The sequence below is a fragment of the Paraburkholderia tropica genome, assembly GCF_914484835.1.
Taxonomy (GTDB): Bacteria; Pseudomonadota; Gammaproteobacteria; order Burkholderiales; family Burkholderiaceae; genus Paraburkholderia; species Paraburkholderia tropica_A.
The window spans coordinates 1-14283 of record NZ_CAJZAR010000110.1; the positions used below are offsets into that span (position 1 = coordinate 1).

At 66.5% G+C, this 14283-nt stretch carries 14 protein-coding genes and 1 pseudogene; 5 read left to right on the forward strand and 10 right to left on the reverse strand.

Annotation, left to right across the window (positions count from 1 at the left end):
• From LDO54_RS38090 to LDO54_RS38120, 7 genes are all read right to left on the reverse strand, one after another.
• Positions 1 to 763 (reverse strand): MJ0042-type zinc finger domain-containing protein (locus LDO54_RS38090; RefSeq protein ID WP_224018199.1); only part of this gene is annotated, 763 nt, incomplete at its 3' end.
• 151 nt (positions 764 to 914) lie between these two features.
• Positions 915 to 1811, reverse strand: coding sequence for a 50S ribosomal protein L11 methyltransferase (prmA, locus tag LDO54_RS38095; protein ID WP_224018202.1), 897 nt, complete (start codon positions 1809 to 1811; stop codon positions 915 to 917).
• A 3-nt stretch (positions 1812 to 1814) separates the two neighbouring features.
• Positions 1815 to 3182 carry an acetyl-CoA carboxylase biotin carboxylase subunit gene (gene accC, locus LDO54_RS38100; RefSeq protein ID WP_224018204.1) on the reverse strand — a complete coding sequence of 456 codons (1368 nt, stop codon included), beginning with the start codon at positions 3180 to 3182 and terminating at the stop codon, positions 1815 to 1817.
• A 227-nt stretch (positions 3183 to 3409) separates the two neighbouring features.
• Positions 3410 to 3874 (reverse strand): acetyl-CoA carboxylase biotin carboxyl carrier protein, encoded by a 465-nt coding sequence (gene accB / locus LDO54_RS38105; protein WP_224018206.1) that lies wholly within the window; start codon positions 3872 to 3874, stop codon positions 3410 to 3412.
• Between the two features lie 103 nt (positions 3875 to 3977).
• Complete coding sequence (gene aroQ / locus LDO54_RS38110) at positions 3978 to 4430, reverse strand: type II 3-dehydroquinate dehydratase (RefSeq protein WP_224018208.1); 453 nt, start codon at positions 4428 to 4430, stop codon at positions 3978 to 3980.
• A gap of 194 nt (positions 4431 to 4624) precedes the next feature.
• Positions 4625 to 5176 carry a TlpA family protein disulfide reductase gene (locus LDO54_RS38115; protein ID WP_224018210.1) on the reverse strand — a complete coding sequence of 184 codons (552 nt, stop codon included), beginning with the start codon at positions 5174 to 5176 and terminating at the stop codon, positions 4625 to 4627.
• A 24-nt stretch (positions 5177 to 5200) separates the two neighbouring features.
• Positions 5201 to 5842, reverse strand: coding sequence for a UDP-N-acetylmuramate--alanine ligase (locus tag LDO54_RS38120; RefSeq protein WP_224018212.1), 642 nt, complete (start codon positions 5840 to 5842; stop codon positions 5201 to 5203).
• 272 nt (positions 5843 to 6114) lie between these two features.
• On the opposite strand from LDO54_RS38120, the gene mpl reads away from it, so the two are divergent.
• The 5 genes from mpl (at position 6115) to mtgA (ending at position 11999) form a co-directional block, all read left to right on the forward strand.
• Complete coding sequence (gene mpl, locus LDO54_RS38125; protein WP_224018214.1) at positions 6115 to 7515, forward strand: UDP-N-acetylmuramate:L-alanyl-gamma-D-glutamyl-meso-diaminopimelate ligase; 1401 nt, start codon at positions 6115 to 6117, stop codon at positions 7513 to 7515.
• Positions 7512 to 8087, forward strand: coding sequence for a YqiA/YcfP family alpha/beta fold hydrolase (locus LDO54_RS38130; RefSeq protein WP_224018217.1), 576 nt, complete (start codon positions 7512 to 7514; stop codon positions 8085 to 8087). The genes mpl and LDO54_RS38130 overlap by 4 nt, the downstream gene beginning before the upstream one ends.
• Before the next feature lie 103 nt (positions 8088 to 8190).
• Complete coding sequence (locus LDO54_RS38135) at positions 8191 to 10326, forward strand: ribonuclease catalytic domain-containing protein (protein WP_224018219.1); 2136 nt, start codon at positions 8191 to 8193, stop codon at positions 10324 to 10326.
• Positions 10323 to 11207, forward strand: a complete 885-nt coding sequence (gene aroE, locus LDO54_RS38140) for a shikimate dehydrogenase (protein WP_224018221.1) — start codon at positions 10323 to 10325, stop codon at positions 11205 to 11207. The genes LDO54_RS38135 and aroE overlap by 4 nt, the downstream gene beginning before the upstream one ends.
• Positions 11208 to 11237: 30 nt before the next feature.
• Entirely contained in the window at positions 11238 to 11999 is a 762-nt protein-coding gene (mtgA, locus tag LDO54_RS38145; protein WP_224018223.1) for a monofunctional biosynthetic peptidoglycan transglycosylase, read from the forward strand.
• 132 nt (positions 12000 to 12131) lie between these two features.
• Here the strand turns inward: mtgA and queF are convergent, their stop codons facing one another.
• The 3 genes and pseudogenes from queF to LDO54_RS38160 all read right to left on the reverse strand — a co-directional run.
• Positions 12132 to 12956, reverse strand: a complete 825-nt coding sequence (gene queF, locus LDO54_RS38150; protein WP_224018225.1) for an NADPH-dependent 7-cyano-7-deazaguanine reductase QueF — start codon at positions 12954 to 12956, stop codon at positions 12132 to 12134.
• On the reverse strand, positions 12953 to 13921 hold the full coding sequence (locus LDO54_RS38155) for a 5'-nucleotidase (protein ID WP_224018227.1): 969 nt from the start codon (positions 13919 to 13921) through the stop codon (positions 12953 to 12955). Before LDO54_RS38155 ends, queF begins: the two co-directional genes overlap by 4 nt.
• Before the next feature lie 12 nt (positions 13922 to 13933).
• Positions 13934 to 14283 (reverse strand): annotated as a pseudogene (locus LDO54_RS38160) (threonine ammonia-lyase, biosynthetic); the annotation flags it as partial.

Here is a 14283-nt window from a genome sequence, read left to right on the forward strand (position 1 = left end):
GCGCGGCGGCGGCGTGCGATGCCAGCGAGGGCTCGACGGGCGCGTTCCCGGCCGGGTTGGACGAGGCGAGTCCGGGCTCGGCGCGCGTCCAGCGCGTGGCGGGCGGGAACGGTTCGGCGGCTTCGGGTGCGGCTGCCGGAGCGGCCTGTGCCGCCGGTGCCGCCGGTGCGGTTTGCTCAGGCGGAAACTCGCGCGGCAGATACGGCTCGCTGGCCTCGTCCGTGTTTTTCAGTTCGACACCGGGCGTGACGCCGGGCGTCGCGCCAGGCGCAATGCCGGGACGCGGCAGATTCTGCGCGTTGTACTGAAGATTCGGATCGATGCGGCTGTCGGGGACCGGCGCCCACGGATTCCAGCCGGGATTGGCGAAGTCGGGCGCGTGCTGCGCGTTGGGTTCCTGAGCGGCGAAGTTTGCGGCGGGCGCATCCGGCTGCGTCCATGCCTGTGCGTGCGGCTGGTCTTGCGCAACCGGCGCGACCGGCGGCGCCGCTTCGCTCACGGGCGCTGAGGCAGGCGCGGAAACCGCCGCCGCAGCCGTGGACGCCTGCGACGAACCCGGCGAGGCCAGGCTCGCGGCGATATCGGCGGCAACGGGGACGGCCTGCGAGAAGTCGCCGTTTTCGGGGACCTCGTAGAGGCTGCCCGATGCGTCGAACGCTTCCTGGCAATGGCCGCAGCGCACGAGGCCGCGGCGCGCGGCGAGGTGTGCGGGCTGGATTCGGAAGACGGTTTCGCAGAAGGGACAGCGCGTTGCCAGGAGCATGAGTGCCGTGGAACCGGAAGGTTGGCGATACCCGTCATTCTACTGGCAATCCACGGCGCCCTACGACTCCAGGCCAGACGCGTGGGGCACGATCAGACGCGATGCGTGCTTCATGCGTGCTTGATACACACGCATGAAGCATGTGAAGCGCTTACGCGCGGCGCGTGCCGGCGAGGCAGACCCAGCCTTCGTGCTCGCGCCAGACCGAGATGTCGATCCAGCGCTCGTAGACCTGCGCGACTTCCTCGGCTTGACGCGCGAGGATGCCCGAGAGCGCGAGGCGGCCGCCCGGCTTCACGCGCGACGAAAGCATCGACGCCATCAGCTTGAGCGGATTCGACAGAATATTGGCGACGACGATATCGAACTCGCCCGCCTGGAGATCGTCGGGCAGGCCATAAGTGACGTTCGCGCGATTGCGTTCGCTGTTATGGCGCGCCGACTCGACCGCCTGCGGATCGATGTCGATGCCGATCACCGGATTCGCGCCGCACTTCTGCGCGAGGATCGCGAGAATGCCCGAGCCGCAGCCGTAGTCGAGCAACGAGTTGCCCGGCTGCACGTGCTGCTCCAGCCACTCCATGCACAGACGCGTGGTGGGGTGGCTGCCGGTGCCGAACGCGAGGCCCGGATCGAGTTCGAGTACGAGCGCCGCAGGATCGGGCGCATCGTGCCACGAGGGCACGACCCAGATGCGCTGGCCGATCTGAATCGGATCGAACTGCGACTGCGTGAGCCGCACCCAATCCTGTTCCTCGACCTCGCGCAGCGCGAACTTCGGCAGCTCGGCGAGACCGAGCTCGTTCGACGCGGCCGCGAGCAGCACCGCGGGATCCTGATCGTCGCCGATCAGCGCGATCACGCGCGAATGCTGCCACGCGGTGCGCTCGGGCGTGAGGCCCGGCTCGCCGAAAAGCGGCTGCTCGTCGGGCGTGTCGGCGTCGGCGTCTTCGACCGACACCGAGAGGGCGCCGAGTTCGAGCAGCGCGTCGGAGAGTTCCTCCGCGCGGTCGCGCTCAAGCTCGACGATCAGTTCCCGGTAGCTCATGAATTACGCTTCGTCCTTCTTCACTGCCTGGCGCTCGGCCAGACGGCTTTCGAGGTAGTGAATGCTCGTGCCGCCTTCGACGAACTTGGCGTCGAGCATCAGCTCGCGGTGCAGCGGAATGTTGGTCGAGATGCCTTCGACGACCATTTCCGACAGCGCGATACGCATGCGCTGGATCGCCTGCTCGCGCGTCGCGCCGTAGGTGATCAGCTTGCCGATCATCGAATCATAGTTCGGCGGCACGAAATAGCCATTGTAGGCATGCGAGTCGACGCGCACGCCAGGACCGCCCGGCATGTGCCACGAGGTCAGACGGCCCGGCGACGGCGTGAACTTGAACGGATCTTCCGCGTTGATACGGCACTCGATCGAGTGGCCCTTCAGCTGGATGTCACGCTGGCGGAACGCGAGCTTCTCGCCCGCCGCGATGCGGATCTGTTCCTGCACGATATCGATGCCGGTGATCTGCTCGGTGACCGGGTGCTCGACCTGCACGCGCGTGTTCATTTCGATGAAGTAGAACTCGCCGTTTTCGTACAGGAATTCGAACGTGCCCGCGCCGAGGTAGCCCATCTTCTTGCAGGCGTCGGCGCAACGGTCGCCGATGCGGTCGAGCAGGCGGCGCGCGATGCCCGGCGCCGGCGCTTCCTCGATCACCTTCTGGTGGCGGCGCTGCATCGAGCAGTCGCGCTCGCCGAGCCACACGGCGTTCTTGTGCGAGTCCGCGAGAATCTGAATTTCGATGTGACGCGGATTCTCGAGGTACTTCTCCATGTAGACCTGCGGGTTGCCGAACGCGCGGCCCGCTTCTTCGCGGGTCATGTTGACCGCGTTCACGAGCGCCGCTTCGGTGTGCACGACACGCATGCCGCGACCGCCGCCGCCGCCCGAAGCCTTGATGATGACCGGGTAGCCGATCGTGCGCGCAATCTTCACGATTTCTTTCGGATCGTCCGGCAGCGCGCCTTCCGAGCCCGGCACGCAGGGCACGCCGGTCTTGATCATGGTCTGCTTCGCCGTGACCTTGTCGCCCATCATGCGGATGGTTTCCGGACGCGGGCCGATGAAGGTGAAGCCCGACTGCTCGACGCGCTCGGCGAAGTCGGCGTTTTCCGAGAGGAAGCCGTAGCCGGGGTGGATCGCTTCGGCGTCGGTGACTTCAGCCGCGCTGATGAGCGCCGGCATATTCAGGTAGCTCAGGTTCGAAGGCGCCGGGCCGATACAGACCGCCTCGTCGGCGAGCTTCACGTACTTGGCTTCCTTGTCGGCTTCCGAATAGACGACGACCGTCTTGACGCCGAGTTCGCGGCACGCGCGCTGGATGCGGAGCGCGATTTCGCCACGATTGGCAATGAGGATTTTTTCAAACATGGTGGGTATTCGACTCATCAATGGGCGCCGCAGGACGAAGCGAGCGGGCTGCCTTCGAGTATCGGTCGCGCTTGCGCCGCGTTGCTGCGTTGCGGTGGCCAGTGCATCTGCTTGCCTGGCACCGAACGCGCAGCGGCGGCGCTAGCGGAAGGGCGCTCGTGCGGCGGATGTGGTCTCTGTCGACCCGATGCCGCGCGGCGCGCCGGCCGTTCTTGCGTGTGGCGCGCTTACGCGACCACGAAGAGCGGCTGGCCGTATTCGACTGCCTGGCCGTTCTCGACGAGGATTTCCTTGACCACGCCGGCGACGTCCGATTCGATCTCGTTGAGCAGCTTCATCGCTTCGATGATGCACAGCGTCTGGCCTTCCTTGACCGTGTCGCCAACCTGGACGAACGGGTCGGCGCCCGGCGACGGCGCGCGGTAGAACGTGCCGACCATCGGCGACGTCACCACGTGGCCTTGCGGCACGGCGGGCGCGGCGGCTGCGGCCGGCGCTGCGGCTTCACCGACGTGGGCCGGCGCGATCGGCGCGCCCATCGCCGGTGCGGCGAATTGCGCGGTCGGCTGCACGTAAACCGGCGGCGCGTTCTTGACGATGCGCACCTTGCCTTCGCCCTCGGTCACTTCGAGCTCCGAGATGCCCGATTCGGAGACGAGGTCGATCAGAGTCTTCAGCTTACGTAGATCCATGGTGCAGCCCCTTTGCTTTGCATACGTGAGGTGCCGGGGCGCAAGCGTCCCGGCACGGGATTGGTGTTGTCTTTCAGAGTGCGTCGGTCATCCGGCGCAGGAATCAGGCCGCCGGACGGGCAGCGAGCCGGTCCAGCGCGTACTCGAGCGCGTAGAGATAACCCTTCCAGCCGAGGCCGCAGATCACACCTTCGGCCTGGTCGGAAAAATACGAGTGATGCCGGAAGGCTTCGCGGCGATGCACGTTCGACAGATGAATCTCGACGAACGGGATGCCCACGCCTGCCAGCGCATCCCGGATAGCCACGCTGGTGTGCGTGTACGCAGCCGGGTTGATCAGGATGAAATCCGTTTGTTCCGTGCGGGCCGCCTGGATGCGGTCCACCAGCGCGCCTTCGTGGTTGCTCTGGAACGTCGCCAGCTCCACGCCGGCGTCGGCGGCACGGTCGGCGAGCGCCTGGTCGATCTGCGGCAGCGTCACGCGCCCATAGACCTCCGGTTCCCGGGTGCCGAGAAGATTGAGGTTGGGGCCGTGCAGAACCAGCAGTCGCGTCATGGTCGCTTCTTTTTCCGTGGAATTGCGCGAACTTTAGCGCCGATTAGAGAAATTTGTCTAGTTTTCCAAACAGCAGATAAGGCCCTCTGTTCGCCGAATTGCTTTCGCAAGCAGCGATCTTCAGCCAAATGCGCCAATTTTCACGACAAATTGCACCGTACGGCCGTTAAGCTCCGGCCATTTGTTCCACCGCGTCAAAGTGCGTCGAGCGTGCGGCGAAGTTCGTCCGGTTTGATTTGGCCTAATTTTGTCGCACGAACGGCGCCGTTGGCGTCGATTACCACCGTGTAAGGAAGTCCGCCCGCGTTGTTTCCGAACGCGCGCGCCACGTCCGCGCCGCCGAATCCGGCGATGTAGATCGGGTAGGCGACCGGCACTTTCTTGAGGAAAGTCTTGATGTTCGCCGCCGAATCGACGCCGAGACCGACGAACTGAATGCCCTTCTTCGCGTATTCGCGATGCAGCGCCGACAGCTCCGGCATCTCCTCGACGCAGGGACCGCACCACGAGGCCCAGAAGTTGACCACGATCGGGTGGCCCTTATAGATGGACAGCGACTGCGGCTTGCCGTCGGGCGTGGTCACGGCCGCCGACCAGAGCTGGTCGACCGCGTTCTGCTTGCCCGTGACCGACGCCGCGTCGGCGACTCCGGCGCTGCCGCTGCTCGCATAATGTCCCGCCAGAATGCCGCCCCCGGCTGCCACCGCCGCCACTGCGACGCCGGCCAGAATCCGTTTCGTGTTCATTGCTGCGCTCAAGCTCACTAAGAGTCAGGTGGTGGAGGTCGCGCCGCTCTCGTCGATCAGCGCCTGGAGTGCCCGCGCGTCCGCGCGCGGCAGACGCCCGCGCGGATCGGCGCGCACGGCGCCGCGCAGGTCGTCGGTATTGTAGAGCGCGAGGTGGATGCCGACCGGTTCCTCGTCGCGCGACGGCTTCCAGAGGAAGCTCAACGTTTCCACATAGCCGCGTGCGGCGAAGTGGCGCGTTTCCGAGACGTCGTACTGCACGTTCGCGTTCAGCAGCCAGATCGCGACATCTTTGGCGTTGTCGCAAAAGATCTGCAGATGGATGTCGGAATGCTCGCCCGCCGTGCCGTTGAGCACCGCGCCCGTGAGGAAGGGATTGAACTTCGCGAGCTGCAACATCCAGTCGAGCGCGATCTCGCGCAGCCGCCGCAGCACCGCCGGCTGGCTTTCGCCCATGAAAAGGGCCTGATATTCGCGGATTTCTTCCTCGATCTGATCGTTGTCGGGGAGCCAGGCGCCTTCGATGCGCGCGTCCCCCGCCACCTGCCGCGCGGCCTTGCGCTTGGCGGTGGCGTAATCGAGGCCGTCTTCGGCGATCATCCGTGCTGCCGCGATGGCGATTTCCTCGCGCACGCGCTGGGGATCGAAATGTGATCTGCGAACCATGCGCCCATCATACTAGAGAACGTTGAGCGCCCCCGGCGGCCACCGCGCGGCGGAGCGGCGGTGCAGCGAGGCCCGTGGCGGGTGACATCCACGCCGCGATATCCGCGCCGCCGCGCCCATGCCGGTACGCCCGCGCCGGTACGCCAGCCCCGGCGAAAAAGCCGCAGGGGCTCGGGTACAATAGCGTTCTTTGCTCCGGCGGCCAGGCGCCGCCGTTCTGCTTTCCCCATCCCTGTAACCCTTTCACGACGCCCGCGCGGCGCGACAGGCTTATGCACATCCATATCCTCGGCATCTGCGGCACGTTCATGGGCGGTCTCGCCGTGCTCGCGCGCAGCGCGGGTCATACGGTCACCGGCTGCGACGCGGGCGTGTACCCGCCGATGAGCACGCAGCTCGAAGCGCAGGGTATCCGCCTGATCGAGGGTTATGACGCGAGCCAGACCGAGCTCAATCCCGACCTGTACGTGATCGGCAACGTAGTCTCGCGCGGCAATCCGCTGATGGAGGAGATCCTCAATCGCGGCCTGCCGTACACCTCGGGCCCGCAGTGGCTCGGCGAGCACGTGCTGCGCGACAAGTGGGTGCTCGCGGTGGCGGGCACGCACGGCAAGACCACCACGAGCTCGATGCTCGCGTGGCTGCTCGAAGATTCGGGTCTCAATCCCGGTTTCCTGATCGGCGGCGTGCCGCTGAACTTCGGCATCTCGGCGCGTCTGACCGATTCGAGCTTCTTCGTGATCGAAGCCGACGAATACGACACGGCTTTCTTCGACAAGCGCTCGAAGTTCGTCCATTACCGCCCGCGCACCGCGGTGCTGAACAATCTCGAATTCGATCACGCGGACATCTTCCCCGATCTCGCCGCCATCGAGACGCAGTTCCACCATCTCGTGCGCACGATTCCGGGCGTGGGCCGCGTGGTCTCGAACGGCCGCAGCGAGGCGCTCGACCGCGTGCTCGCGCGCGGCGTCTGGAGCGACGTGGAGCGTTTCGGCGTCGATGGCGGCTGGCAGGCGCTGCCGGCCGAAGAGGGCGTGACGGTGGACGAGCGCTTCGCCGTCTATCACAACAGCGAGCGCGTGGGCGTGGTCGACTGGCAGATCCAGGGCGAGCACAATCGTCAGAACGCACTCGCGGCGATCGCCGCCGCGCGCAGCGTCGGCGTGCCGCCCGCGCAGGCCGCGCAGTCGCTTTCGTCGTTCCGCAACGTCAAGCGCCGCATGGAAGTGCGCGGCAGCGTCGACGGCGTGACCGTCTACGACGACTTCGCGCACCATCCCACGGCCATCGAAACGACCGTCGCCGGTCTGCGCACGCGCGTGGGCCGCGACAACACGCGCATCCTCGCGGTGCTCGAACCGCGCTCGAACACCATGAAGCTCGGCGTGATGAAGGCGCAATTGCCGGGCAGTCTCGCCGACGCCGACCTCGTATTCGGTTACGGCGCGCCCGCCGGCAAGGACGCACTCGGCTGGGATCTCGCGGGCGCGCTTGCGCCGCTCGGCGAGAAGGCGCGCGCGTTCCACGACCTCGACACGCTGGTGAAGGCGGTCGTGGCGGCGGCGCGTCCCGGCGACCAGGTGCTCGTGATGAGCAACGGCGGCTTCGGCGGCGTGCATCAGAAGCTGCTCGACGCGCTGTCGGCCAAAGCGGACCGGAGCGCGGCGTGATCGTCTATCTGCACGGCTTTCGCTCGTCGCCGCAATCGTTCAAGGCGCGCCTGCTGGCGGCGCGTCTCGCCGAACTGGGCCGCGCCGACGAATGGCTGTGCCCGACGCTGCCGGTCTCGCCCGACGAAACGGTCGAACTGGTCGAGCGCGAGATCGCGCAGAAAGCCCGGCCGGGCGAGCGCATCACGCTGCTCGGCAGCTCGCTGGGCGGTTTTTTCGCCACGCAGCTCGCCGAAAAGCACGGCTGGCGCGCCGTGCTGCTGAATCCGGCCGTGGTGCCGGAGCGCGATCTGTCGAAATATCTCGGCGAACAGCCGCTCTGGCACGGCGGCGGCAGCATCGTCGTCGAGCCGCGCCATTTGCAGGAACTGCGCGCGCTGGCCGTCGCGCGCATCACCCGGCCCGAGCGTTACTATCTGATCGCCGCGACCGGCGACGAAGTGCTCGATTACCGCGAGATGCTCGCGCACTATCCGGGTGTGCAGACGCATCTGATCGAAGGCAGCGACCACGGCATCAGCGAATTCGCCGACTACGTCGACGAAGTGATCCGTTTCTGCGACGCGCCTTGAGCGTCGTCTTTCGTTCGCGCCGCGCGCGCGAACGCCTATATGTATACAGCACCGTCTGGGCGCGCCGCGCCCGCGGTCGAAGCAAGTCAGACGAGAGTGTTGAGTGAACGTTTTCTTTGAGGAATCGGGCAGTTTCAAGGCCGGCAGCGTGCTGTCGAAGCAGGGCGATGCGTTTCAGGTCGAGTTGCCGGGCGGACGCCGCGCGAAGGTGCGCGCGAAAGACGTGCTGATCGAGTTCGAGAAGCCCGCCGCCGCCGATCTGTTGGAGCAGGCGGACGCCGCCGCGCAGGAAATCGACCTCGATTTCCTGTGGGAATGCGCGCCGTCCGACGAATTCCCCTACACGGCGCTCGCGAGCGAGTACTTCGGCGAGACCTATGGTCCGGTCGAACGCGCCGCGCTCGTGCTGCGCCTGCACGGCTCGCCCGTGTACTTCCGCCGCAAGGGCCGCGGCCAGTATCAGCGCGCGCCCGAAGACCAGCTCAAGATGGCGCTCGCGTCGCTCGAACGCAAGCGTCAGCAGGCGCTCGTGCAGGCCGGCTACGAAGACGAACTGAAGGCGGGCCGTCTGCCCGAGGCGCTCAAGGACAAGGCGCTCGGCCTGCTCACGAAGCCCGACAAGAACACCATCGAGTACAAGGCGCTCGAAGCGGCCGCGGCCGCGCGTGGCATTTCCATGCCGCGCCTGATGCTCGAATGCGGCGGCATCGCGTCGCCGCGCGCGCTGCACGAAGCGCGTTTCCTCGCTGAATTCTTCCCGCACGGCACGGGCTTCCCGCCGGTCGAAGTGGGCGCGCTGCCCGACGATCTGCCGGACGCCGCCGAACACGTGCAGGCGTTCTCGATCGACGACGTCACCACGACCGAAATCGACGACGCGTTCTCGATCGAGCATCTCGCCGACGGCCGCGTGCGCATCGGTATCCACATCGCGGCGCCGGCGCTCGGCATCGCGCGCGGCGATACGGCCGACACGGTGGCGCGCGCGCGTCTGTCGACGGTCTACATGCCCGGCGACAAGATCACCATGCTGCCCGACGATTTCGTCGACGCGTTCACGCTCAAGGAAGGCGGCCTGCGCCCGGCGCTCTCGCTCTACAGCATCGTGAACCGCGAGACGCAGGAAATCGTGGCGACCGAAACGCGCGCCGAGCGCGTGTTCGTCAAGAGCAATCTGCGTCACAACACGCTCGACGAAGTGGTGACGGAAGAGACGCTCGCGGCCGGCACGGGCGAGTATCCGCACAAGGAAGACATCGCCGTGCTGTGGCCGTTCGCGCAGGCGCTGTTCGAGAAGCGCCAGGCCGCGCGCGCCGGTTACGGTCTGCGCCGCGAAGTGCAGCGCAACACCGACTACAACTTCTACGTCGAAGGCGAGCACGTCAGCATCACGCCGCGCCGCCGCGGTTCGCCGCTCGACTTGATCGTCGCGGAACTGGCGATTCTCGCCAACTCCACGTGGGGCGCGTTCCTCAACGATCACGGCGTGCCGGGCATCTACCGCACGCAGCGCGCGTTCGGCGCGCCCACGGGCCCGAAGCGCACGCGCATGCAGACCAACGCCGCGCCGCACGAAGGCCTCGGCGTCGCGCAGTACGCGTGGAGCACCTCGCCGCTGCGCCGTTACGTCGACCTCGTGAACCAGTGGCAGTTGCTCGCGTGCGTGGAGCATGGCGTGGCCGCCAAGCTGGTCGCGCCGTTCAAGCCCAAGGACGCCGATCTGTTCGCCGTCGTGCAGGGCTTCGACGAAACCTATACGGCCTATGCCGATCACCAGCGCCGCATGGAGTACTTCTGGTGCCTGCGCTGGCTCCAGCAGGAAATGCGCGGTGACGGCGGTGTCGAGCCGCGCCGTGAATTCCCGGCTTCGGTCGTCAAGGACGATCTCGTGCGCTTCGAGGAAGTGCCGCTGCTGATGCACGTGCCCGCGCTCGGCGTGCACGCGCGCGGCACGCGCCTGATGATGGAAGTGATGTCGATCGACGAGCTGACCATCGAGGCGTCCGTGCGCATGCTGCGTGTGCTCGACGCGCCGGTCGTGACGAGCGGCGAGCAGGCCGAGGAAGAGTCGGGCGACGACGAAGAACTGATCGAAGCCGCCGACGATTCCGCGCAGAGCGAAGCGGAAGCGCTCGCCGAATCCGGTCAGCCGGACGCCGCCACCGATGGCGAGGCCGACGCGCAAGAGGGGCAGGGCGAACAGCAGTCCGAACAACACGAGACGGAGCCGCGCGCATGAGCGCCGATCAGACGCCAACGCCAACCCCGCATCGCGACCGCTACGCCGTGGTCGGCAATCCGGTTGCGCACAGCAAATCGCCGGCGATCCACGCGCAATTCGCGCAGGAGACCGGCGAAGCTGTCGACTACGACCGCCTGCTCGCGCCGCTCGATGGTTTCGTCGAGCACGTGCAGGCGTTTCGCGCGGCGGGCGGGCGCGGTCTGAACGTGACCGTGCCGTTCAAGCTCGAAGCCCACGCGCTCGCGCATCGTCTGTCGCCGCGCGCGGCGGCGGCGGGCGCGGTGAATACGCTGCGTTTCGACGAAGACGGCATTTTCGGCGACAACACCGACGGTTTCGGTCTCGTTCGCGACATCGAAGTGAATCTGGGCGTCTCGCTCAAGGGCGCGCGCGTGCTGCTGCTCGGCGCGGGCGGTGCGGCGCGCGGCGTCGTGCTGCCGATGCTCGAATGCCATCCGCGCGAGATCACCATCGTGAACCGCACGGCGCAGAAGGCGCATGCGCTCATCGAGCAGTTCGCGGGCCCGGCGCAGGCGTTCGGCTGCCTGATCAACGGCGGCGGTCCCGAAGCCGTGGACCCGAAACCCTACGACGTGATCGTGAACGCGACGGCGGGCAGTCTCGACGCCGCGCTGCCCGAGTGCGACGACCGCGCGTTCGGCGCGGGCACGCTCGCCTACGACATGATGTACGGCGCCCAGCCGACGGTCTTCATGCGTCACGCCGAATCGCTCGGCGCGCGCGCGTCGGACGGTCTGGGCATGCTGGTCGAGCAGGCCGCCGAGTCGTTCTTCGTGTGGCGCGGCGTGCGTCCCACGGGCGCGCCGGTGCTCGCCGCGCTGCGCGCGCAGATCGCGGCGCAAGCCGCGCAGGCCTGACACCCGCAACGGTCTCGGGAGACGCGATCCATGCGCACAGCGGCAACGAACCGTCAGGTGCCGCGCACGCCAGCGCGCGTCGGCGCGCTGCGCTGGATCGTCTACGCGGCGCTGGTGTTCGGCGTCGCGTGGATCGCATTGCAGTTCTACTATTTCGCGCAGATCGCCGCGTGGAATGTCGTCGATCCGCAATCGACGGCCTTCATGCGCACCGACGCGGCGGGCCTCGCCGCCGATCGCCCGGACCTCGCGATCCAGCATCAATGGGTGCCGTACGACCAGATTTCGCGCAATCTCAAGCGCGCGATCATCGCGTCCGAGGACGCCAACTTCGTCAATAACAACGGCTACGAAACCGACGCCATCCTGCAGGCGTGGGAGCGGAACAAGAAGCGCGGCCATATCGTGCGCGGCGGATCGACGATCACGCAGCAACTGGCGCGCAACCTGTTTCTATCACGCGAGAAAAGCTATATCCGCAAGGGCCAGGAACTGATCATCACGTGGATGCTGGAGACGCTGCTCGACAAGGAGCGCATCTTCGAGATCTATCTGAATTCGGTGGAGTGGGGCAACGGCGTGTACGGCGCGCAGGCCGCGGCGCGTTACTACTACCGCACGACGGCGGCGAAGCTCACGCCGTGGCAGTCGGCGCGGCTCGCGGTCATGCTGCCGCGTCCCAAGTATTTCGACGAACATCGCAACTCGCCGTATCTCTCGCAACGCGCGGGCGTGATCGCGCGCCGCATGGGCGCGGCCGAGCTGCCGCAGTCGCAGCAATCGCAGCAATAGGCGAGCGGCGCGTTCGTCGGTCATCGCTCAACGATCAACGTTCATCGCGTACAAAAGCAAAGCGCCGGTCCAGCCGGCGCTTTGTGCTTTCTACCGCGTGCTAACCGCGTGCGAACTGCGCGCTAACCGCGCTTATTGACGCGCGAGCCGCGCGTTATCCGGCATCGGCATATTGAAGTTCGTGCGGAACGGATTGATGTCGAGACCGCCGCGCCGCGTGTAGCGCGCGTAGACCGCGAGGCGCTCCGGTTTGCACTCGCGCAGGATGTCCATGAAGATGCGCTCGGCGCACTGCTCGTGGAAGCCCGTGTGATTGCGGTACGAGATGATGTAGCGCAGCAGGCCCGCCTGATCGATCTGCGGCCCGACGTAGTGAATCTGCACGCTGCCCCAGTCGGGCTGGCCGGTCACCGGACAGTTCGACTTCAGCAGGTTCGAGACCAGCGTTTCTTCCACCGGCGCCTCGTCCTGCGCGGCCTTCAGCAGCGTCGGGTCCGGGTGATAGATCTCGGCGTCGAGGTCGAGGCGGTCGATCGAAAGACCGTCGAATTCCTCGAACGGCAGCTTGCCGAACCCGCCCGGCTGATCGAGCTTCACCGACACCGTCGCGCCGCAAGCCGCGGAAACGTCGCGCCGGATGGTGTCGCGCACCACGTCGGCCGATTCGAACGCCGTCTGCGCGAACGAGCCCAGATAGAGCTTGAACGACTTCGATTCGACGATGTTCGGCGAATCGGCGGGAATGAAGAAGGTGGCGATGGCGATCTGCGGCTTGCCGCGCGCATTGAGCCACGACAGCTCGTACGCGTTCCAGATATCGGTGCCGAAGAAGGGCAGTTGCGCGCCAATGCCGATCTGTTCGCGCGCGCCCGCGCGCGGGATCGGAAACAGCAGCTTGGCGTCGTATTGCTCGGTGTAGCTGGAAGCCTTGCCGAGCGGCGATTGTTCGGGAGTCATGATGCGCTGGTTTCGGTAATGACGCCGGGCGCGCCCGTGAGGGACGCCGCGCCGGCGGGATTCGCCACGCCGCTGGCCACATGTCCGGTCGCCGTGACCGAACGGGCCGATTCGCAATGGCGGATCTGGTCGTCGAAGAAAAAGTCAGGTTCGAACTCGCGCAGGAACGGGCCTTTGTCGAGTCCGCCGAGGAACATCGCTTCGTCGATTTCGATGTTCCAGGCCATCAGCGTGCGGATCGCGCGCTCGTGCGCGGGTGCCGATCGCGCCGTGACGAGCGCGGTGCGGATGCGCATTTTCGCGTTCGCGTCGGCGAGATGCTGAAGACGGTGCAGCGCTTCGAGCAGCGGCTTGAGCGGACCTTGCGCGAGCGGCAGCTCGCGGTTGTCGCGTTCGTGGCTCACGAAGGCGCCCAGGCCGTCGCGCTGGAAGATCTGCTCGGCTTCGTCGGAAAACAGCACAGCATCGCCGTCGAACGCGACGCGTATTTCCTGCGCGTTGCGTTCCGCCATTGTCGCCGAATTTGCGCCGGTCGGTGGGAAGACGCGCGCGGCCGGAAATCCGGCGTCAAGCGCGCCGCGCACGTCGTCGGGATTCGCCGAGAGAAACAGCGACGCGTTCAGCGGCTTCAGGTAATGCCAGGGCTCGCGGCCGCGCGTGAACACGCCGCGCTGGATGTCGAGGCCGTGCTCGCGGCACGAATTGAAGGTGCGCAGCCCGCTGATCGGATCGCTGCGCGAGAGGATCACGACTTCCACGTGATGCGCGCCGTTGTTCAGCGCGAGCAGCTTGCGGATCAGCGCGAAGGCGACGCCGGGCCGCGCGGGCACGTGCAGGCGCTCGCGCTGCAGCGCCTCGTAGGCGTGCAGGTCGCCGGTTTCGTAGACGCCGTTCTCTTCCTCGAAGTCGAACAGCGCGCGCGACGAAATCGCGACGACCAGCTTGTCGGTGAGCGAAACGGCCATGATCGTCGGCCTTCAGGCGAGAAAGAGCCGATACGCCGGATTCTGCGTTTCCTCGTAATGCGGATAACCGAGCGTCGCGAGGAAGCGGCGGAACTCCGCATCCTCAGCCGCGGGCACCTGAATGCCCACCAGAATCGAGCTGTAATCGGCGCCCTGATTGCGATAGTGGAACAGGCTGATGTTCCAGTTCGGCGCCATCGACGAGAGGAAGCGCATCAGCGCGCCCGGTCGCTCCGGGAATTCGAAGCGGAACAGACGCTCGTCGTGCGCGAGCGGCGAACGCCCGCCGACCATGTAGCGGATGTGCTGCTTCGAGAGTTCGTCGCCGGTGAGATCGACGCACGGAAAACCGTGTTCGACGA